We start from the raw sequence: 20,860 nt of genomic DNA on the forward strand, positions 1-20,860 counted from the left end.
AAAGCAAAACCTATATATTTTTCTTAAATAACAATTGATATAAAGCTGAGTTATTTATCTTTGCCCACTCATGATTTTTTACCTATGACATTCGATTTAAAAGCGCAAGACCCACAAAGTAAAGCAAGAGCAGGAAAGATTACTACAGATCACGGTGTTATTGAAACACCTATTTTTATGCCTGTAGGCACTGTGGCTTCGGTAAAAGGAGTACACCAACGCGAATTAAAAGAGGAGATTAACCCCGATATTATTTTAGGGAATACCTATCATTTATATTTACGGCCACAGACGCCTATTTTAGAACAAGCGGGCGGCTTACATAAATTTATGAATTGGGATAGAAATATTTTAACCGATTCTGGAGGGTATCAAGTCTACTCGTTATCGTCTAACAGAAAAATCAAAGAAGAAGGCGTAAAGTTTAAATCGCATATCGATGGAAGTTATCATGTATTTACTCCAGAAAATGTTATGGAAATACAGCGTAGTATAGGAGCAGATATTATTATGGCTTTTGATGAATGTACGCCTTACCCTTGCGATTACAATTACGCGAAACGCTCTATGCACATGACGCATCGTTGGTTAGAGCGTTGTTTAACCCATTTAGATAAAACACCGTTTAAATACAATTACAGTCAGACGTTTTTTCCTATTGTTCAAGGAAGTACTTATAAAGATTTGCGAAAACAGTCTGCCGAATACATTGCAAATGTTGGTGCAGAAGGAAATGCCATAGGCGGATTGTCGGTTGGAGAACCTGCCGAAGAAATGTACGAAATGACAGAAATTGTAACGAACATTTTGCCAGAGGATAAGCCTAGATATTTAATGGGCGTAGGTACACCTATTAATATTCTCGAAAATATTGCTTTGGGTGTAGATATGTTCGATTGTGTAATGCCTACCAGAAACGCCAGAAACGGGATGTTATTTACAGCCTACGGCACCATTAATATTAAAAATAAAAAATGGGAAGCCGATTTTTCGCCGATAGACGAAATGGGCATTACCTTTGTAGATACCGAATATTCTAAATCCTATTTAAAACACTTGTTTTCGGTAAACGAATTGTTGGGAAAACAAATAGCTACCATTCATAACTTAGGATTTTATTTATGGTTGGTTCGCGAGGCCAGAAAACATATCTTAGCAGGTGATTTTAAAGCTTGGAAAGACAAGATGGTAAAACAAATGGATAATAGACTGTAGTCTTGAAAATATTAGACTGGTACATATTAAAACGCTATTTAATAACATTTTTAATGATGTTATTGCTGTTTATCCCTATTGGGATAACAGTAAATTTAGCCGAAAAAATTGGGAAAATTCTTGAAAACGAAGTGCCTTTTCCAGAGGTCGCCATGTTTTATTTAGATTTTACCATTTATTTTGCACATTTATTATTTCCTTTATTTTTATTTCTTTCGGTTATTTTCTTCACTTCAAAATTGGCTAACAATACCGAGGTTGTTGCGTTTTTGAGTTCTGGAGTATCATTTTCTAGATTTTTAAGACCCTATATGATTGGGGCAACCATTGTTGCAGGTTTGGCATTATTGTTAGGGATGTATCTTGCACCAGAAGCGAGCAAAGGATTTAACGATTTTGACTACAAATATTTTAAGAAGAATAAAAAGGCTCAAGAAACAGGAAGTGTATACCGACAAATTACAGACCATGACTTTATTTATGTAAGTAGTTTTGATGCTAAAAATAAAATGGGGCAGAACTTTACCCTAGAACATATAGTCGATAATCGTTTAGAATATAAAATGAGTGCAAGAAACATACGCTATATCGAAAAAGATTCGGTATATCGCATGATAGATTACGTAAAGCGCACAATAGGTAAGGACAACGATATTTTAGAATCGGAAAGACGTAAAGATACAGTCTTTAGTTTTGATTTAGACGATCTAACACCTTTAGAATATATTGCCGAAACTTTAACCTATGGCGATTTAAATCGATTTATAGAAAAGGAAAAGCAAAGAGGTTCATCTAATATTGGGCGTTACGAGTTGGTAAAATATCGAAAATGGAGCTTACCTGTTTCGGTTTATATTTTAACCATCATTGCTGTGGCGGTTTCGTCTATAAAACGCCGCGGCGGTATGGGGGTAAACTTGGCGTTTGGTATTTGTATAGCCATGGTGTTTGTGTTTTTCGATAAAATATTTGGGGTTATGGCAGAGCAATCCGATTTTTCTCCTTTGGTTGCTGTGTGGTTTCCGAATATTATTTTTGGAGTGTTAGCTGCTTACTTGTTATACCATGCCAAACGCTAAACTTAAAAATTATGCCCATTTACATCTGCTAGTTTTTATTGCAGGGTTTACGGCAATATTAGGGGAGTTGATATCTATAGAAGCGATTCCGCTTGTGTGGTACCGTATGTTAATGGCAACGGTGTTTATATATGTTTACATCGCCTTTAAACGTATTAAACTTAAAGTCCCAAATAAGGTTATAGTAAAATTATCGTTAGCAGGTATCATTATAGCGTTGCATTGGATTACATTTTTTGGAGCCATAAAAGTATCTAATATTTCCATTACTTTGGCTATGTTTTCTTCAGGCGCTTTTTTTGCGTCGTTTTTAGAACCATTAATTTATAAGCGTAAAATTATTTGGTACGAAATTGTATTTGGTCTTATTGTAATTTTTGGCGTGTTTTTAATAACTAAAAGCGAGTTGCACTATATAAAAGGTATTGTTTTAGGAGTAGTTTCGGCATTCTTATCGGCTTTATTTGCTGTATTAAATGGAAAATTTGTTGAGCAATACAAACCTTCGGTTATTTCGTTTTACGAGTTTATTAGTGGCGTGTTGTTTATTACCGTATTTATAGGTGTTTTTGGCACTGGTTTTAATCGCGAATTCTTTCAAATAAGTTCTTCAGATTTGTGGTATTTATTTTTATTGGCATCTATTTGTACGGCATACGCTTTTATTGCTTCGGTAAAGGTTATGCAGTATATTAGTCCTTATACCGTTGTACTAACATATAATCTAGAGCCTATATATGGTATTATATTGGCCTTAATCTTATTTCCAGAAAACGAAATAATGTCTGTGAATTTTTATTACGGCGCAACTATCATTATAGCTGCAGTATTACTAAACGGATTATTAAAAAATTGGAAAAGCTTAAAAAGTAAACCATCTTAACAAGATTACAACATTAAAGTTTTTATATTTGTAGGCTAACAAAAAAACAAACCGTAATTGGTATGGAGTATTTAGAATTTGAACTTCCTATTAAAGAGCTCGAAGAGCAATTAGATAAATGCCAAATTATAGGCAAGGAGAGTGAGGTAGATGTTACCGAAACCTGTAAGCAGATCGAAAAAAAGCTTATAGCAACTAAAAAAGATATATACAAAAATTTAACTCCTTGGCAGCGTGTACAAATGTCTCGCCATCCTAATAGACCATATACTTTAGATTATATTAAAGCTTTATGTGGCGATACTTTTTTAGAGTTACATGGCGATCGTAATGTAAAGGACGACAAAGCTATGATTGGTGGTTTAGGAAAGATAGACGACCAAAGTTTTATGTTTATCGGGCAACAAAAAGGGTTTAATACCAAAACAAGACAATTGCGTAATTTTGGTATGTCTAATCCTGAAGGATATAGAAAAGCCTTACGCTTAATGAAATCGGCCGAGAAATTTGGAATTCCTGTGGTTACATTAGTAGATACTCCTGGTGCTTACCCTGGATTGGAAGCCGAAGAACGCGGACAAGGCGAAGCGATTGCAAGAAATATTTTAGAAATGACACGTTTAAAAGTGCCTATTATTACCATAATTATTGGTGAAGGTGCTTCTGGAGGTGCTTTAGGGATTGGTGTAGGCGATCGTGTATTAATGTTGGAAAACACCTGGTATTCTGTAATTTCTCCAGAATCTTGTTCGTCTATTTTATGGCGTAGCTGGGAGTATAAAGAACAAGCTGCCGAAGCCTTAAAGCTTACAGCTTCCGATATGAAAAAACAAAAATTGGTAGACGAAATTATTAAAGAACCTATAGGGGGTGCCCATAGCGATAGACCAAAAACTTTCGAAACCGTAAAAGCATCAATTTTAAAAGCGTTTGATGAGCTTAAAAACTTATCACCAAAAGATTTAGTGAACAAACGTATGGACAAATACGAAAATATGGGTGTCTATAAAGACTAAACTATTTATTCACGGACTTTTAAAGAATCTGAAGTTGAAACGCTTCAGATTTTTTTTTGGTTATTAACAATAAATGTAAGTTATTAACAGTTAGAATGTTGAAGAATCGTTAACATCAACCCATCATTTTTTTCTTAATGTAAAGGCTTTTTGCCTATTTTCGCAGTTATGAAACAACCTAATCAATTACAAGGCTACAAGGTGGATAAAAGCACTTTAATCAATTTAGAACGTGGTAAAATACCTCCGCAAGCTACTGATTTAGAGGAAGTTGTGCTTGGTGCGATGATGGTGGATAAGAAAGGTGTAGACGAAGTAATCGATATTTTAAGTCCCGATGCGTTCTATAAAGATTCGCACAGATATATTTTTGAAGCGATTTTTCAGCTGTTCGAAAATAGCGAACCTATAGACTTATTAACCGTTTCGAGTCAATTAAAAAAGAATGCTAAGCTAGATTTGGCGGGGGGCGACTTTTATTTAATTTCTTTAACTCAAAAAGTATCATCTTCGGCACATATCGAGTTTCATGCCCGTATTATTCTTCAAAAATTTATTCAGCGTAGTTTAATAAAAATTTCATCAGAAATTATTGAAGAAGCTTACGACGAAACCCAAGATGTATTCGATTTATTAGATAAAGCCGAAAGTAAACTGTACGAAGTTACTCAAGGAAATATTAAAAAATCGAGCGAATCTGCCCAAGATTTGGTTATTCAAGCCAAAAAGAAAATCGAAGAAATTTCTAATAAAGAAGGACTGAGTGGTATTCCTACAGGTTTTGATAAGTTAGATAAATTAACTTCGGGTTGGCAACCATCAGATTTAATTATCGTGGCAGCGCGACCAGGTATGGGAAAAACGGCCTTAACGCTGTCTATGGCCAGAAATATTGCAGTAGACCAAAACATTCCTGTGGCATTTTTCTCGTTAGAGATGGCTTCTGTACAGTTAATCACACGACTTATTTCTTCGGAAACAGGTTTGTCTTCAGAAAAATTAAGAACAGGAAAACTGGAAAAACACGAATGGGAGCAACTTAATGTAAAGGTAAAAGGCTTAGAAAAAGCGCCTTTGTATATAGATGATACTCCTTCGTTATCGATATTTGATTTACGTGCTAAAGCCAGACGTTTGTCATCGCAATACGGTATAAAATTAATCATGATCGATTATTTGCAGTTAATGACAGGAGGTTCGAGTCACGGCGGAAACCGAGAGCAGGAAATTTCCATGATTTCTCGTAACCTTAAAGCCTTGGCCAAAGAGCTTATGGTACCTGTAATTGCTTTATCTCAGCTATCGCGTGCGGTTGAAACGCGTGGAGGTAGTAAGCGTCCTTTATTATCAGACCTTCGTGAATCTGGAGCTATCGAGCAGGATGCCGATATTGTATCGTTTATTTATCGTCCGGAATATTATAAAATTGAAGAATGGGATGATGATGAGCGTTCACCAACCGAAGGCCAAGCCGAGTTTATTATTGCGAAACACAGAAATGGTGGTTTAGAAAATATTCGATTGAAATTCTTAGGACATTTAGGTAAGTTTGATAACCTGGACGATTTCGATTCGCCTTACGAATTTCACAGTAAAATGAATAGTAATCCAACCGATGATAATCCGTTTGCTTCTGGTGGAGGTGGGCATTTTCCTTCGCCAACCGATGCCTTTGGTAGCGCTATGAATGACGACGACGATAACGATGTACCGTTTTAAATACAGAATTAAACCTTATACAAAGCCTAAGCAAAACAATATTTGTTTAGGCTTTTTTGTTTAAATTTTCCTTAAACCATTTTAACGCACTACAAAATTTAAGTACCTTTCCCATTCGGTCCGAATTTTTATATAATGAAAAAAACACTCATTTTATTTTTTTTAGTTTTGTGTTCTTACTCGGCATTCGCATCTTATATTTTAATACCTATGGATGCCGAAGGTCAAAAGAATCATTTAAAAGCTTACGGTTTAACGTACTGGACACTTAGTAAACAATTAAAAGTAAAATGGTTGTTGAATTATAGAGGCGGTTCTTTTTTGTTGCCAGATACAGCCGAAATTCAAAAAGAATGTCAAATCCGAGGTGTATCTTTCGAGGTTTTGTCTAACGATAAAACAGAAAGTATTTTAAAGCATATAGAAAGTCCGAGTCAGAATATGGAAGCTGTAGTTTTAGAAAAAGCACCAAAAATTGCAGTGTATACGCCAGAGGAAAAATTACCTTGGGATGATGCTGTTACCATGGTTTTAACCTATGCCGAAATTCCGTACGATACGGTTTACGACGAAGCCGTGCTAAGCGATGCTTTAGTGTTGTACGATTGGTTGCATTTGCATCATGAAGATTTTACAGGACAATTTGGAAAGTTTTATCATAATTTTAAAACAGCCGCGTGGTATATTGAAGATAAAAAAGACGCAGAGGTTTTGGCTAATACTTTAGGATACAGTAAGGTGTCTGAAGAGAAGTTAGCCGTAGCCTTAAAAATTAGAGATTATGTTGTGGGTGGCGGATTTATGTTTGCCATGTGTAGCGCTACAGATTCGTTCGATATTGCTTTGTCGGCCGAAGGTATAGATATTTGCGAGCCGATGTTTGATGGAGATGCCAGCGATGCTAATTACCAGAATAAAATAGATTACAACAAGACTTTTGCATTTACCAATTTTACTTTAGAACGCGATCCGAGAATTTATGAATTTTCATCGATAGACATGACGCGCAAGCGACGCATTTTTAAAGAAGCCGATTATTTTACATTAATGGATTTCTCGGCTAAATGGGATCCTGTACCCACAATGCTTTGTCAAAATCACACCGCTTTAGTAAAAGGCTTTATGGGGCAAACTACAGCTTTTACAAGAGATGAAATAAAATCGAATGTACTCGTTTTGGGTGAAAACAAAAGTAACGGAGAGGCGAAATACATACATGGTATAAAAGGAAAAGGTTTTTTTACCTTTTACGGTGGGCACGATCCAGAAGATTATACACATAAAGTAGGCGATCCCAAAACCGAATTAGAACTACATCCTACATCTCCAGGGTATCGTTTAATTTTGAACAATGTATTGTTTCCTGCAGCTAAAAAGAGAAAGCAAAAAACCTAAAGTGTTATTTAGTCTAACCTAACATTTACGATGCCAATAGCTTGCGGCATTAATTGTTCTTTACGCGATAATTCTGGACCTATAGAAAACTGTAAACTTTCTACGTCTTCTATATCAAAATCATTAGTAATATTGTGCTCTAAATAATACGGTAAAAAACTAGGGTAAGGTCTAGGTAGGGTTACTGTTTTTACAGGTTTTAATTCGGATAACTGTATGCTATAGTCTTTTAATTCCGGTGTCAAGGTAATTGTTTGTCCGTAGGCGGCTCCAGATGTAGTAACCATTGCAAGTTGAAGCTTTGTGCTACTTGTATTTAACGAACGCGCTTTTATAAGTATTTGTTTTTTAGATTTCAGGTCGGTTTTACGACCTTCAATTTTACCTAAAATATTATGTTTAAAAGAGAAATCGTAAATAGGTTTAGCATTTAAATTTTCGGAATCCGTTTTAAAAAGAGAGTCCAGACGAATAGTGTATTCGGCTTCATTAAAGCCATCTGTTGGTAATAGTTGTAATGTGTTTCGCCAAGGAATCACTAAATTTTCACTGTCTCTTAAAGCGTCAAATAAGTGTATGGGATACGTTTTAGGAACCACTTTTGTTGTATAGTTTGGGACATCCACAACATCCCAATCGGAAGCTAAACCAGAAGTTCCGGAAGGGTAGGTGATATGTTGATTGTTGTTTAAAGTAATTACTATTCTATAATTTAAAAAACCAGCAGGTAATTTTTCGGCAGGAATCGTGGTTGTGTACAGGTATTGTTGGTTAGGCGACATTGGCAGTTTAAAACGCGTGCGATTTACATAACCTTCTATATGTACAGCTTGTATAATGTCTGGCGATATGATTTGGGCTGAAAGTTCTAGAGGTGTTTCTGCAGTTATTTCTATTACGGGATCGTGTTTTAACCAAGTTTTGCTTACGGTAGTTTCTGGCGCGAAAAATGCATTTAAGTTGTATCCTTTAAAGTGGGCAGGCAGTGGTTTGGTTTTTTTGATATCGTTTTTTTGTAATAGATATGTGCCAGGACGTATTTTAAAACTCCCATTACTAACCGTAGTTTTAAATGTGTTATTTGCATTTATGGTTTTAACATTAAAATTTGATGAAAGGTTGGGCAAATTAATATGCATGTCCTGAGTTTTCCAATTGATAACAGCTACTGTTTTATTGGGACTATTTTTTCCAAAAGGATCATTAACCCATACAGCATCTGGAAGCACTTCTAAACGCCAAATACCAGAATCCAGTTTATCTAAAAAGTAAGCTCCCGTTCCCGAGTAGTTTACAACTGAAGAATTTCCAAAACCAGAAATTTCATTTAAATCGGATGCGTTTTTTGGGACCGTAGTTGTGGTATTGGTATAAATGAACGTGGAATTACTATTGTATTCAGCTAAATCTTTTTCATAATCAATACTCACGTTCCCAAAAGAAGTATTATTTGGATAAACTCCAAAAGTTGAATACAAAGGGACCTCATGAAAGATCTTAGAACAAATTTTTAAACTCAATGCCTTTTGCGGTGTGTAAACCAGATTCATATAATGCGTATTATATTCAGTATTTACATTGGCTAAAAAAGTGGGGTCGTAAGCAAATTGTGTGGCGACCTGAATACCTGCAGTTCTAAAACTTCTTGCCACGGCAGGGTAGATGTAAGATTTGCTAACATCGGCTGCATCGAATTCGTAAACCAGTTTTGCACCATGATGCTTTTGTATCTCGGAATTGAAAGGAATGTTGTAATCGTTAACATTAGGTAGCAGGTTGCCAAAAAGTTCCTGTTTGTAACCTAAACCAGTAGGATACCATTGAAAGGTTCCTCCTTGAATACCCGCTTTAAAATAGTCGTTTACAAAATGCACACCGTGACTAATATTGTAAAAAACAGGAGTTGTTGTACCGGTTTGCTTTATGGCGTTTACCATGGTTTTTACAAAATGCGTTACATCGGAAGCCTTCCCAGAATGGTGAGGCTCGTTACTAACTTCGAATGCAATAATGCGACCTTCATCTTTATAAGCAATACCTGTATAGGGGTTAACATGGTTAAGGAATTCTTTTAAATACTGAGTTTGGGCTTTTATGGCTTCTGGATTGGTTAAACAGTCGGCCTTACCATATTTATGCGAAAAACCTGGGGAATCTGTATCGGGTTCTGGCCAGCCATTGCCCCAAAAGGCTATGGGAGTAATTACAAAATTAAAGCCTTTTGCCTTGAATTGAGCTATCAAATAATCGAAAGCATCTAAATGTTCATTATTTAAAAGGTGACCGTTAACATCGCTAATTTCCGTATCCCATACATGCACCCTATATAAATCGAATTCGAGTTTAGAGAAATGATATAAATCATTATCTATGGCTTGTTTAGGGTTCATACCCAATCGTTGCGCCGACCTATAAGCGTGTGCAAAAGGTACGGTGTAATTAACACCAAAACCTTTTACTTCTGTATTGGAGTTGCTCCAACGCATAATGCCTTTACTATCTACAAATACTGAAGCATTGTTATTTTGGGCTGATCCAATACAAAAACTTAAGTATATTACGATGTAAAAAAAGTAATAAAACGGTTTTTTGAATACTGTTTGCAGATATAGTAAAGACATTGTTTGTTGTAAATGATAAGTTTTAAAGCAGCGATTTTAAAGTTTTAGCAGTAGATTCTGCTGTGATGTCGCGTTGTGGCGAACCAAACATTTCGTAACCTACCATGAATTTTTTAACTGTTGCACTTCTTAAAAGAGGCGGATAAAAACTCATGTGCCAATGCCAATGCGAATGGTCTCCAGCACTTGTTGGAGCTTGGTGAATACCGCTTGAATACGGAAACGAAATATTGAATAAGCCATCGTAAGCTTTTGTAATTACAGATATGGCATCGGCAAAAGCTTCGCTTTCAATCTCGCTCATTTGTGAAATATTATTTTGAGCTTGCTTAGGAATAATCATAGTTTCGAAAGGCCAAATTGCCCAAAACGGAACGACAACCACAAAGTGATCGTTTTGATATATAATACGTTCGCCGGCTTCTAATTCCTGTTTTAAATAGTCTGATAAAAGCGTTGCATTATGTGTTTTGTAGTATTGAAGTTGTTGCGTGTCTTTTTTTAAAACTTCGTTAGGTAAGGTAGATTGACTCCAGATTTGTCCGTGCGGGTGCGGGTTGCTACAGCCCATAATGGCACCTTTATTTTCGAAAATCTGTACGTAGTTAATCAAATCCATTGCACCTAAAGTTTTGTATTCGTGCTGCCAGGTTTTCACTACTTTATGTATGGCATTAACCGACATGTTTGCTAAACTTTTGGAATGGTCTGGACTAAAACAAATTACCTTGCAGATACCCTGCTCGCTCTTGGCTTGAAATAAGCCATCGTTAACAGAAAATACCTCGGAATCTTTTTGAAGTGCAGCAAAATCGTTGGTAAAAACGAATACGTCTTCATAATCGGGATTTTTTTCGCCATTGGCACGGGTATTCCCAGAACATAAATAACAAGATGGATCGTGACTCGGCCTATTATCATCTACAACGTCTTCATTCTGGCCTTGCCAAGGTCTTTTGGCTCTATGGGGAGAAACTAGCACCCATTCGCCAGTTAGGATGTTTAATCGTTTGTGTGAATAATCTTGAATATGATTTGTCATGGAATAAGTATTGCTTTTAGTGTTCGATTAAATGTGTGCCTTCCGATAAATTTACGTCGTAAAACGAACAGTCTTTCCTGAAAGCTTTGTTGTAAAGAGGTAATAAAGTGTGTTTAATATCTTCTAAATCGGATTGTTTTACAATGTTAATAGTACAGCCGCCAAAACCACCGCCCATCATTCTTGCACCGATAAAACTCGGATTACTTTTAGCGAAATCAACTAAAAAATCCAGTTCAGGGCAACTTACATGATATTGGTTTTGCAAACCATCATGCGACCCGTAAAGTAAGGCTCCTAAGTGTTCTAATTCGTTAGCTTTCATAGCTTCAACAGCCTCTAAAGCGCGGTTGTTTTCCTGAATTACAAACAATGCTTTTTGATAGTCTTCTTCGCTTATATCTCCTTTAATGTTTTGTAAATCGGCAGCCGTGGCATCGCGTAGTGCTTTTACATTTAAGCGTTTACTAACATCTTCGCAAACATGTCGTCTGTCGTTATAGGCGGCTTCAGACAAATCATGTTTTACATTTGTATTAATTAATAATAATTGATAATCCTTAAAATTAATAGTAAAGGGAGTTGCTTCTTGAGTTCTACAATCTAAAAGTAACGCCTGATTTTTTTTACCAAACATACTAGCATATTGATCCATGATACCGCATTTAACTCCAGCAAAATGATGTTCTGCTTTTTGCGAAATTAAAATCATTTCAGATTTAGTTAAATCCAAATCGAATAAGGCATTTAAACTGAATACGACGCTGTTTTCTAATGCAGCGGAAGACGATAAACCTGCGCCTTCAGGGATATTACCTCCAAAAACAATATTAAATGGCGGTACAGTTTTTCCGTAATTCTGAATTTCTGCGACTACGCCAATAACATAATTTCGCCACCCTCCATTTTTTAAAGGCGTTACGTGATCGAGTGTAAATTCGTAAGATTCGTTTAAATCGTAAGCTACGGCTGTGCAAAAATCATTTTCCGATTTACCAATGGCGGCAGCAATGCCTTTATCTATTGCCGCAGGAAATACAAAACCATCATTATAATCGGTGTGTTCTCCTATTACATTAATGCGCCCAGGAGAGAATACGACTATAGGTTTGGTTTTAAACGTGTTTTTAAAAGATTGGATAATGGTGTTTATTAATTCATTTTTCATTTTATCATGCAGTTATATGCTCAAAAAGTATAGTTTAAAAAAGTAGTTAAAAATAATAAAAGTAAATTATACTTTTATTATTTTTAACTTTTATTTTGATAAATCCTTTTCGTGTGGGTTTGTGCACACAAAATAAACCATCTAGTTTAAAATAATATGGTGAAACAACAAATAGATTATTATGCATCGAACGATAAAATGTATGTGGCTTCAGACTGTATTGTTTTTGGGTTTGATAAAGGTGATATTAAGCTTCTTATTTTTAAAAGGCGTGTAGAGCCAGACAAAGGGGATTGGTCGTTAATTGGAAGCTTTGTAGAATTGGATGAAGATGATAACACAGCAGCGAAGCGGGTTTTAAAACAAATTACAGGTTTAGACCATGTGTTTTTCGAGCAGTTAAAAACGTATACGCGAGTGGATAGAGATCAAGGAGCGCGCTGTATATCTATAGCGCAATATGCGTTAATCCGTATTGATGATCACGACAAAGAATTAGTTGAAAAACACGGTGCTTATTGGTGTAATATAGACGAAGTGCCTCAATTAACTTTAGACCATAATCTTATGGTAAGCGATGCCTTAGAAAAGTTAAAACGCAAAGCAAAATATCAGCCCATAGGTTTTGAACTTTTGCCAGAAAAATTTACTATACCCCAATTGCAAAGCTTGTACGAGGCTATCTATCAAAAAAAGTTAGATGCTGGTAACTTTAGAAAGAAAGTGTTATCGTTAAAAGTGCTAGAAAAGCTACAGGAAAAAGATAAAACAAGCTCAAAACGCGGAGCATTTTTATACAGATTTAATGCCAGTAATTATAAAAAACTGGTAAACTCTGGATTTCACTTTGAGATTTAATTACAAATTACGCCAGATTTTAGTTTACAAAATGTCGATTTTAAGTACTTTTTACCTTTTAAAAGTATTTTTTACTTTTAATGAGTTAATCGATTTTGTAAAGGAATAATTAAGTAGATACCACAAAAACATAAAGGAGTCGTCTTTATTAAGAAATTATTAGAATTGTTTAACTTAAAATTGTAATTTTAGTGAAGCTATTAGGTTTTATATTACTTAAATTTGATGTAGAACTAGAAAAAAATCAATAATATTTAATCATTTAAACAGTAACATTATGAGCAACAGTAGTAATACCGTTTTGGGGCTATTAGCCGGTACAGCCATAGGTGCCTTATTTGGGATACTTTATGCACCAGACAAGGGAAGTAAAACAAGACAACGCTTAACAGACGAAGCTATTGCGGCTAGAGATAAATTTAGCGAAACTGCAACCGACTTAAAGGATAAAGTGTCTAGCAGTATGGAGTCTAAAAAAGTAACTTTAGACGAGCAATTAGATGGTATTGTACAAAGTGCAAGCCATAAAGCCGAGGATGTTATTTCTAGCTTAGAAAAAAAATTAGCCGATTTAAAAGCTCAGAATAAGAAATTTCAAAAATCATAATATATGAGTGTTTTTGAATCTTTAAATGAGACTTCAAATAAAGCTAAACATATTGGTGAGCGGTATTTAGAATCGTCTCACCAATATGTTAGATTAAAAATATTTCAGCAAGTAACAGTTTCTATGAGCCTGTTAGGTAAAATTTTACTTATAGGTTCGGTATTATTTATTGCATTTTTATTTTTTGCCGTTTCTTTAGCCATAGCTATAGGGTATTGGTTAAACAATATGGTATGGGGCACATTAATTGTTGGCGGATTGTTTTTACTTCTGGCGATTATAATTTATCTGCTAAGACATCGCATAGACAATAAATTTATAGAAAAAATGTCTCATAATTTCTTCGACTAAACCTATGAAAAAAGATTTTAAAACATTTAAAGAAGTCGAATACGAACTGAAGCGCTTAGATTTAGAGCGTAAAATTGCTTGGGAAGAAATGAGAGGTTTAAAAGGTCAGGTTAAGGAAGACCTTCAACCTGTTAATTGGGTGCAATCTGCCTTGAGTATTGGTTTTAAATACGGAGCATTTGCTCTGTTTAAAAAATTATGGCGATAAACTTTAGGAGCTTCACTTTACAAAAAAGAATTTCTATTTTTCATTCATTGCTTTTTTAGTCAATTACGTGTTTTAAAGTTCTTAATTGGCAACTATTTCTATATAGTTCTAACAATAAAAGACATTATAACATGATAATAACTTTTAATAACTAATTCTGTAAGGATTGTATTAAAAATTCTACTTTTGTTAGTATTAAAATTATAATAAAGTTATGTCTGATACAATCGAAAAAGTAAAATGCTTAATTATAGGATCTGGCCCAGCTGGATATACAGCCGCTATTTATGCCGCAAGAGCAAACATGGCTCCAGTGTTATACCAAGGTATGCAGCCAGGTGGACAATTAACAACAACTAACGATGTTGAAAATTTCCCAGGATACCCAGATGGTATTACAGGACCAGAAATGATGATTCAATTGCAGGAACAAGCCAAACGTTTTGGATCGGATATTCGCGACGGTTGGGTAACTAAAGTTGATTTTTCTGGCGATATCCATAAAGTTTGGGTAAACGAAACGCAAGAAATTCACTGCGAAACCGTAATTATTTCTACAGGTGCATCGGCTAAATATTTAGGTTTACCTTCCGAACAAAAATATTTACAATTAGGAGGTGGTGTTTCTGCCTGCGCAGTATGCGACGGATTTTTCTATAGAAATCAAGAAGTTGTTATTGTAGGAGCTGGAGATTCGGCTTGCGAAGAAGCACATTATCTATCTAAACTTTGTAAAAAAGTAACCATGTTGGTAAGACGCGACGAGTTTAGAGCGTCTAAAATTATGGAGAACCGAGTTAAAAAAACCGAGAATATAGAGATTCTTTTTAACACTGAAACCGAAGAAGTTGTAGGAGACGGGCAAGTGGTTACAGGCGTTAAAGTGAAAAACAACAAAACAAACGAAATTACTGAAATTCCAGCAACAGGATTTTTTGTAGCTATTGGGCATAAACCAAATACCGATGTGTTTAAAGACTTTTTAGAGCTCGATGAAACAGGTTACATTATCAATCAGCCAGGAACTTCAAAAACCAATATAGAAGGTGTATTTGTTTCGGGAGATGCAGCAGACCACGTGTACAGACAAGCCATTACGGCAGCAGGTACAGGATGTATGGCAGCACTTGATGCAGAGCGTTATTTAGCAGCTAAAGAAGTAGAGGTTGAAGGCTAGATCTTAAATTATATTTTATAAAACATTGAAACCGAAGCATTTGTTTCGGTTTTTTTGTATCTTGGGGCTTCCTCTTAGAAATTTTATTGGTTAATAGCATATTACTAACTCATAAATTGATGCATTATGAAAAAAATGATTTATGCTATGCTTTTTTTGCTAACCGTAATTGCTGAAGCGCAACAAACGGTTAAACCTGAACTTCTTCCTCAAAAAAATGTTACCAACACTTATTTTGATGTCACTGTAAATGATCCCTATCAGTATCTAGAAAATTTAAATGATGATAAGGTTATTACCTGGATGAAAGCCAATGCGTCTTATTCCGAAGCTGTATTAAATAATATTTCGGGTAAACAGGACTTGTTTAACAAAATGAAAGAACTGTTGGAGCGACGATCTGTTTCAATTTCATACTTAGAAATTGCAGACGACAATACCTATTATTATTTAAAGCGCATACCGGGTGAGGAGATAAGTAAAATGTACAAACGTAAGGGCTACGAAGGTAAAGAGGTATTGTTTTTCGACCCCACGCAGTACAAGAAAGAAGAAGGGCAGACGTATGTTATTTCATCTATAACTCCAAATATCAAAGGTGATAAAATAGCTGTTAGCGTTGCAGCCAATGGATCGGAAAACCCCGATGTTTTAATTTTTAAAGCAAATGGCGAACAATATCCAGAAGTTTTGGAACTAGCAGAAGGGGTGTCTTGGTTACCTTCTGGTAATGAATTTTGTTATATAAAAATAAATTCGGCCGATTTAAAAGATGTAAATCGTCAATTGTACTTATCTAATTATGTACATAGTGTAGGTACTAAACAGTCTAAAGATCAAACTTATTTTTCTAAAGCAAATTTTTCTCCATTAGGCATGATGGCTTCAGAGTATCCTTTTATTATGTATTCTAAAGAGGCCGATAAAAAGTTTTTGAATGTTGAGTCTGTAGATAAAAACAAAAGAATTTTTGTTGAAAACACCAATAAAGATTGGGAACCCATTATATCTAGAGACGATAATGTGATAAACATGAAAGTAATGGATAACGAGGTATATTATTTAACGTATTATAATGCACCTAATTATCAAATAGTCAAATCCGCTCTAAATGCCCCTCAATTTTCTGATGCGGAGATTGTTATTAAAGAATCGCCAGATGAAATAATAACTGGTTTTGAGCTTACAAAAGATGGTTTATACTATGCTACAGTAAAAAATGGAGTAGAGGCTAATGTTTATTTTTTAGAAAAAGGCAATACCACGGCTAAACAATTGAAGCTACCGTTTACAGCAGGAAGAGCCGATATTGGGGCAAGAGGTCCAGAATATGGAGAAATTTGGATTAATATTTCGGGATGGACTTCTCCAGATAAACGTTATTTGTATACCCCAAAATCTGATACATTTACCTATCAACCTTTGTCAACTCCTGTAGAATATCCCGAACTCGAAGATTTAGTTGCAAAGGAAGTTATGGTAAAATCGCATGATGGTGTAATGGTACCAGTGTCTATTATTCACAAAAAGGATTTAACATTAGATGGAGAAAATCCAGCAGTAATTTACAGTTATGGTTCTTATGGTATTTCTACCGAGCCGTTTTTTAGTCCGATAACGCTTGCTTATACATTGTACGATGGTATTCTGGTTGTACCGCATGTTCGCGGTGGCGGTGAGCTTGGAGATGCTTGGCATAAGGCGGGGCAAAAATTAAACAAGCCTAACACATGGAAAGATGGTATTGCCACGGCAGAGTATTTAATAGATCAGGGATACACTTCTGCAAATAAGCTTTCGATTTTTGGAGGAAGTGCTGGTGGTATTTTTGTTGGTAGGGCCATTACAGAGCGACCAGATTTATTTGCTGCCGCAGCACCTATGGTAGGATGTATGAATACGGTACGTATGGAAGAAACACCTAACGGTCCAGTAAATACACCAGAGTTTGGAACTGTTAAGGACCCTAAAGAATTTAAAGGTTTATTGGAAATGGACTCGTATTTACATTTAAAGGAAGGTACAGATTACCCTGCTATGTTGATTACAGCCGGTATGAATGATCCTCGAGTAATTGCTTGGCAACCAGCTAAATTTGCGGCCAAAATGCAACATGATAATGCAGGGGATTCACCAGTTTTATTTTATACTAATTTTGATGGAGGACATGGAGGCCGTACTACGCTAACGCAAAGGTTAAACGATTTTTCTAATATTTTTTCATTCTTTTATTGGCAGTCGGGGCACCCAGATTTTGTAATGAAAGAACCTTTAAAAGATTAAATAAAAAAAACCGAGGCAATAATTTTGCTTCGGTTTTTTATAATGGATTAGTTAGGTTAACGTTAGTGATGGTTTTTGGTTAGCACAGTATATCTATAATTATTGTGGCAATAAGTTTAACAAAAGTTTCCATGATGATTGATTGTTTTTGATTGATGAATGATTATTAGTGAGTCTCGGACGAAATGTTAATGCCGTTTTCGTTAATATCTACATGAACATCTTCGCTTTTAGCTTTTACACCTTCGCTACCTATTTGAATATCTACTTCGTCGCTTTTTATCTTAACGCCTTCGCTATTTATTTTTACAGAACCATTGTCGTCGTTTATATTTAAATCAATATAACCCTCGTCGTCGTAATCTTCTTCAAGAATTTCAGGACAATCTATACATTCAATAGCATCGTTTAAAATTTTCACGGTATAACTAGCTTCATTACTAGATATTAAATTATTAGACGAGTTGTAGTAATTTAAAAACGATCTGGTATTCTTATTTAAATTTACATAGCTGCCTTCTGGAAGGTATAAAATTACTTCAACTTCTTGCTCTCTAAATTTATTGGCATAGTCGGTTAACAAATAGCTATCCAATAAAAGTTCGTTGTTTTGTAAACTGTAGTTATACAGAATTTTTTCGGCACGATCTTTAGCGACTAAATAATTTTGGCCTTTAGATTCTTTATCTATTTGTATGTTAGCCACACTGTCTTTAGTCGATCTAATAGTAAGGCGAATATCGTTAGATAAAATAACTTTTTCGTCGTTATCGTTATACACAATTTTAAAATCGCCCCCACGGTTTATATGGCGTTTAAACTTTGTGTTGGTGGTCATTTTTATACGTAGGGTATCGTTAGTATTATAGATTAATTTTTCTTTTTTACTAACTACAGATTCTAAAGCATGGTCTGTAGCTTGCTTAATGCCTATGGTAATAAGCCCTATTAAAGAGATTAGCCAAACACCAAGTAAAGTGAATTTTGCAATGTTACCAATAGATTTTAAGTTGTTTATAAGTATCTTAAGTCCTAAATATAAAATGAAAAAACAAGGAATACCAAAGGTGAAAAACACGAGTAACGATCCCAACCAGATAGGTAATCCCGTGGTGTTTAATGCATCTGGATAATCCATCCACCAGGGGTGGAAAAAGGATGAGCTTCCTAACGATAATAAGCTAATAAGTAATGCAAATATGGATAGCGCTCCAAATATTACTAAAAGTATACCTATAAACTTGGCAAATAATTTTAGGAAAAACATAATGATATCTCCAATGGTATCGAAAAAAGACTTAGAAGTAGACTTAACCTTATTGCCATATTTTTCGTAATCTACATTTTTAACGGTATCGGAAACATCTTCAAATCCTTTTTTAATTTTTTTTTCAATATTACTAATATTAACTACTTCGCCTTGCATGGTTAGTTTTTCGGCAGTTGTAACTGCTTCTGGAACTAAAATCCAAAACAATAGGTAAATAAGTATAAAAGTTCCGCCAGACCCTAAGGTTAATAAAATCCAAATTAAGCGCACCCAAATGGCGTCTATACCTAAATAATGTCCTAAACCGGCAGCTACACCAGCAATGTAAGAGTTACTCGTATCTCGGTATAACTTTTTAGACGATTTTGTGCGTTTCTCGGCTACAGGTTCGTCTTCAAAAATCTCGTCGTCTACCAGGTAATCTTCGGGTTGGCCCATAATAGAAATAACTTCGTCTACCTCTTTGCTGCTAATTACCTGCTTATCGTGTTTCACGCGCTCGTTAAATAGTTCGGCAATGCGGGCTTCGATATCCGAAATGATTTCGGAGCGGCCTTGAGAGTCTGTAAATGAACGTTTAATAGCCTCGAGATAGCGTTGTAATTTTTGGTAAGCATCTTCATCGATATGAAAGAATATACCTGCTAAATTTATGTTGACTGTTTTATTCATTGCTGTTGTTTTTTTGACGTGTTACTAGGTTTACTGCATGTTGTAATTCGCTCCAAGTGGTGTTTAATTCACTTAAAAATAATTTTCCTGTTTCGGTTAATCCGTAATATTTTCTTGGTGGTCCAGAGGTCGATTCTTCCCAACGGTAATTTAGGAGTCCGGCATTTTTAAGACGGGTAAGCAAAGGGTAAATGGTACCTTCTACTACCAGCATTTTGGCGTCTTTTAAAGTGTCTAGAATTTCTGCAACATAAGCGTCTTCATCTTTTAATACAGATAAAATGCAATATTCTAAAACACCTTTTCGCATTTGTGCTTTTGTGTTCTCTATTTTCATTTTGTAATGTATTTAAAGGTCTTGCTAAGACACTTTGATTGAGTAATTGGATTTAAAAATACGTGAATCATGTTTTAATGCATTTTAATTTTAAACTGTTCATTTTTTGATTGATTGATGATGGTTGATTGATTTTTTTTATTTGATGAAATGTATTGTTAATGGGTACTGGTAATCTAACCCGTCTTTAGCTTTTAAACTGGCTCTTACAATTAAAGCCAATTCTATTATAAAGCCTATAATGGCTAGACCGCCCAAAGCACCTCCTATATAGAGTAGCGGAGAAGGTTTGCCAATGTTAATCTGAATATTATCAAACAGATTAATGTCTATAAAGTCTAAACCGCTAAAAATGTTAAATAAGAAAAATGGCACGGTTATCATACCTAAAATAATAGCGTACAATAAAATACTGATTTGAAAATTGATGGCTTCTTTACCATGTTTATCTATAAATTCAGATTTATCCTTATTGGCAATCCATAATACCAATGGCGCGATAAAATTTCCTAAAGGAAAAATAAATCTAGAGAAGGTAGATAAATGAATAAAAGTGGCGATATTTTTTTGGTGGTTATCTAACATTTTTAAAAGTATATAATAGTTTCTTATGCAAATATATGTCTAAAAAAAGGTATTATGCAAAACATAGTAGTGTAATTTAACATAATATTAACAATATGCCGAACTGATTTTTTTCAATACATTTAGTGTTTCATTACCCCCCAAAAAACGTTTTGCCCAAAAAACATTTTAACCTTAATAAGCTTGAAAGCCTTGTAAAATAAGGGTTTTTGGCTGTTTTAGGGTATTTTAAGACAATTTTACCACTTGCCCAAATACTGGCGTTTACCGTCTTTTTACCGACTTTTTAAAAAAGAATTAAACAAGAATTAAAAATTATTGTGACTTTAGTCCTCAATCCCTAGTTAAATAAGGGGTTTGAGGGTTTTTTTTAT

General features: G+C 34.9%; 18 protein-coding genes. 12 read left to right on the plus strand and 6 right to left on the minus strand.

All coding sequences use genetic code 11. From position 1 onward, the window contains the following. The first annotated feature begins 84 nt into the window (after nt 1-84). From tgt to ACR9EA_RS06230, 6 genes are all read left to right on the plus strand, one after another. Nucleotides 85-1,215 (plus strand): tRNA guanosine(34) transglycosylase Tgt, encoded by a 1,131-nt coding sequence (gene tgt, locus ACR9EA_RS06205; protein ID WP_435138792.1) that lies wholly within the window; start codon nt 85-87, stop codon nt 1,213-1,215. 2 nt (nt 1,216-1,217) lie between these two features. Beyond that, on the plus strand, nt 1,218-2,294 hold the full coding sequence (locus ACR9EA_RS06210; protein ID WP_435138794.1) for an LptF/LptG family permease: 1,077 nt from the start codon (nt 1,218-1,220) through the stop codon (nt 2,292-2,294). Next, the gene (locus ACR9EA_RS06215; RefSeq protein WP_435138796.1) at nt 2,281-3,177 is read left to right on the plus strand and encodes a DMT family transporter; all 897 of its coding nucleotides are present in this window, start codon (nt 2,281-2,283) and stop codon (nt 3,175-3,177) included. The genes ACR9EA_RS06210 and ACR9EA_RS06215 overlap by 14 nt, the downstream gene beginning before the upstream one ends. Before the next feature lie 62 nt (nt 3,178-3,239). Continuing rightward, nucleotides 3,240-4,193, plus strand: a complete 954-nt coding sequence (locus ACR9EA_RS06220) for an acetyl-CoA carboxylase carboxyltransferase subunit alpha (protein WP_435138798.1) — start codon at nt 3,240-3,242, stop codon at nt 4,191-4,193. A gap of 168 nt (nt 4,194-4,361) precedes the next feature. Continuing rightward, nucleotides 4,362-5,912, plus strand: a complete 1,551-nt coding sequence (dnaB, locus tag ACR9EA_RS06225; protein WP_435138800.1) for a replicative DNA helicase — start codon at nt 4,362-4,364, stop codon at nt 5,910-5,912. 135 nt (nt 5,913-6,047) lie between these two features. Further along, nucleotides 6,048-7,307 carry an asparagine synthetase B gene (locus ACR9EA_RS06230; protein ID WP_435138802.1) on the plus strand — a complete coding sequence of 420 codons (1,260 nt, stop codon included), beginning with the start codon at nt 6,048-6,050 and terminating at the stop codon, nt 7,305-7,307. An 8-nt stretch (nt 7,308-7,315) separates the two neighbouring features. Here ACR9EA_RS06230 and ACR9EA_RS06235 read toward each other — a convergent pair whose 3' ends face one another. Genes ACR9EA_RS06235 through galK form a run of 3 tightly spaced genes read right to left on the minus strand, consistent with a single transcriptional unit; the run spans nt 7,316 to nt 12,138 of the window. Next, complete coding sequence (locus ACR9EA_RS06235; RefSeq protein WP_435138804.1) at nt 7,316-9,928, minus strand: hypothetical protein; 2,613 nt, start codon at nt 9,926-9,928, stop codon at nt 7,316-7,318. Between the two features lie 22 nt (nt 9,929-9,950). Then, complete coding sequence (locus tag ACR9EA_RS06240) at nt 9,951-10,970, minus strand: UDP-glucose--hexose-1-phosphate uridylyltransferase (RefSeq protein WP_435138806.1); 1,020 nt, start codon at nt 10,968-10,970, stop codon at nt 9,951-9,953. Nucleotides 10,971-10,986: 16 nt separating this feature from the next. Continuing rightward, nucleotides 10,987-12,138, minus strand: a complete 1,152-nt coding sequence (galK, locus tag ACR9EA_RS06245) for a galactokinase (protein WP_435138808.1) — start codon at nt 12,136-12,138, stop codon at nt 10,987-10,989. A gap of 156 nt (nt 12,139-12,294) precedes the next feature. Here galK and ACR9EA_RS06250 point away from each other — a divergent pair, with 156 nt between their 5' ends. From ACR9EA_RS06250 to ACR9EA_RS06275, 6 genes are all read left to right on the plus strand, one after another. Next, complete coding sequence (locus tag ACR9EA_RS06250) at nt 12,295-12,996, plus strand: NUDIX hydrolase (protein ID WP_435138810.1); 702 nt, start codon at nt 12,295-12,297, stop codon at nt 12,994-12,996. A gap of 277 nt (nt 12,997-13,273) precedes the next feature. Next, nucleotides 13,274-13,603, plus strand: a complete 330-nt coding sequence (locus ACR9EA_RS06255; RefSeq protein ID WP_435138812.1) for a YtxH domain-containing protein — start codon at nt 13,274-13,276, stop codon at nt 13,601-13,603. Nucleotides 13,604-13,606: 3 nt separating this feature from the next. Next, nucleotides 13,607-13,954: a hypothetical protein gene (locus ACR9EA_RS06260; RefSeq protein ID WP_435138814.1), complete on the plus strand. Its 348-nt coding sequence runs from the start codon at nt 13,607-13,609 to the stop codon at nt 13,952-13,954. Nucleotides 13,955-13,958: 4 nt separating this feature from the next. Then, nucleotides 13,959-14,162 carry a hypothetical protein gene (locus tag ACR9EA_RS06265; RefSeq protein WP_435138816.1) on the plus strand — a complete coding sequence of 68 codons (204 nt, stop codon included), beginning with the start codon at nt 13,959-13,961 and terminating at the stop codon, nt 14,160-14,162. Between the two features lie 214 nt (nt 14,163-14,376). Next, entirely contained in the window at nt 14,377-15,339 is a 963-nt protein-coding gene (trxB, locus tag ACR9EA_RS06270; protein WP_435138818.1) for a thioredoxin-disulfide reductase, read from the plus strand. Between the two features lie 126 nt (nt 15,340-15,465). Next, nucleotides 15,466-17,622 (plus strand): prolyl oligopeptidase family serine peptidase, encoded by a 2,157-nt coding sequence (locus ACR9EA_RS06275; protein WP_435138820.1) that lies wholly within the window; start codon nt 15,466-15,468, stop codon nt 17,620-17,622. 166 nt (nt 17,623-17,788) lie between these two features. Here ACR9EA_RS06275 and ACR9EA_RS06280 read toward each other — a convergent pair whose 3' ends face one another. The 3 genes from ACR9EA_RS06280 to ACR9EA_RS06290 form a co-directional block, all read right to left on the minus strand. Then, entirely contained in the window at nt 17,789-19,564 is a 1,776-nt protein-coding gene (locus ACR9EA_RS06280) for a PspC domain-containing protein (protein WP_435138822.1), read from the minus strand. Then, a complete protein-coding gene (locus tag ACR9EA_RS06285; protein WP_435138824.1) occupies nt 19,557-19,901 on the minus strand; it encodes a PadR family transcriptional regulator in 345 nt (114 codons plus the stop codon). Before ACR9EA_RS06285 ends, ACR9EA_RS06280 begins: the two co-directional genes overlap by 8 nt. 138 nt (nt 19,902-20,039) lie before the next feature. Beyond that, nucleotides 20,040-20,486 (minus strand): DUF4870 domain-containing protein, encoded by a 447-nt coding sequence (locus ACR9EA_RS06290; protein WP_435138826.1) that lies wholly within the window; start codon nt 20,484-20,486, stop codon nt 20,040-20,042. Nucleotides 20,487-20,860 lie beyond the last annotated feature (374 nt).

This window comes from Formosa sp. A9 (genome assembly GCF_051200825.1).
In the GTDB taxonomy this organism is placed as follows: Bacteria; Bacteroidota; Bacteroidia; order Flavobacteriales; family Flavobacteriaceae; genus Formosa.

Bases quoted from the DNA above. Each gene is read 5' to 3' on its own strand.
- ACR9EA_RS06265 (WP_435138816.1), top strand. From the start codon at position 13,959: ATGAAAAAAGATTTTAAAACATTTAAAGAAGTCGAATACGAACTGAAG.
- ACR9EA_RS06250 (WP_435138810.1), top strand. From the start codon at position 12,295: ATGGTGAAACAACAAATAGATTATTATGCATCGAACGATAAAATGTAT.
- tgt (WP_435138792.1), top strand. From the start codon at position 85: ATGACATTCGATTTAAAAGCGCAAGACCCACAAAGTAAAGCAAGAGCA.
- trxB (WP_435138818.1), top strand. From the start codon at position 14,377: ATGTCTGATACAATCGAAAAAGTAAAATGCTTAATTATAGGATCTGGC.
- ACR9EA_RS06235 (WP_435138804.1), bottom strand. From the start codon at position 9,928: ATGTCTTTACTATATCTGCAAACAGTATTCAAAAAACCGTTTTATTAC.
- ACR9EA_RS06280 (WP_435138822.1), bottom strand. From the start codon at position 19,564: ATGAATAAAACAGTCAACATAAATTTAGCAGGTATATTCTTTCATATC.
- ACR9EA_RS06215 (WP_435138796.1), top strand. From the start codon at position 2,281: ATGCCAAACGCTAAACTTAAAAATTATGCCCATTTACATCTGCTAGTT.
- ACR9EA_RS06240 (WP_435138806.1), bottom strand. From the start codon at position 10,970: ATGACAAATCATATTCAAGATTATTCACACAAACGATTAAACATCCTA.
- ACR9EA_RS06220 (WP_435138798.1), top strand. From the start codon at position 3,240: ATGGAGTATTTAGAATTTGAACTTCCTATTAAAGAGCTCGAAGAGCAA.
- ACR9EA_RS06290 (WP_435138826.1), bottom strand. From the start codon at position 20,486: ATGTTAGATAACCACCAAAAAAATATCGCCACTTTTATTCATTTATCT.
- ACR9EA_RS06260 (WP_435138814.1), top strand. From the start codon at position 13,607: ATGAGTGTTTTTGAATCTTTAAATGAGACTTCAAATAAAGCTAAACAT.
- ACR9EA_RS06285 (WP_435138824.1), bottom strand. From the start codon at position 19,901: ATGAAAATAGAGAACACAAAAGCACAAATGCGAAAAGGTGTTTTAGAA.
- ACR9EA_RS06275 (WP_435138820.1), top strand. From the start codon at position 15,466: ATGAAAAAAATGATTTATGCTATGCTTTTTTTGCTAACCGTAATTGCT.
- dnaB (WP_435138800.1), top strand. From the start codon at position 4,362: ATGAAACAACCTAATCAATTACAAGGCTACAAGGTGGATAAAAGCACT.
- ACR9EA_RS06255 (WP_435138812.1), top strand. From the start codon at position 13,274: ATGAGCAACAGTAGTAATACCGTTTTGGGGCTATTAGCCGGTACAGCC.
- galK (WP_435138808.1), bottom strand. From the start codon at position 12,138: ATGAAAAATGAATTAATAAACACCATTATCCAATCTTTTAAAAACACG.
- ACR9EA_RS06230 (WP_435138802.1), top strand. From the start codon at position 6,048: ATGAAAAAAACACTCATTTTATTTTTTTTAGTTTTGTGTTCTTACTCG.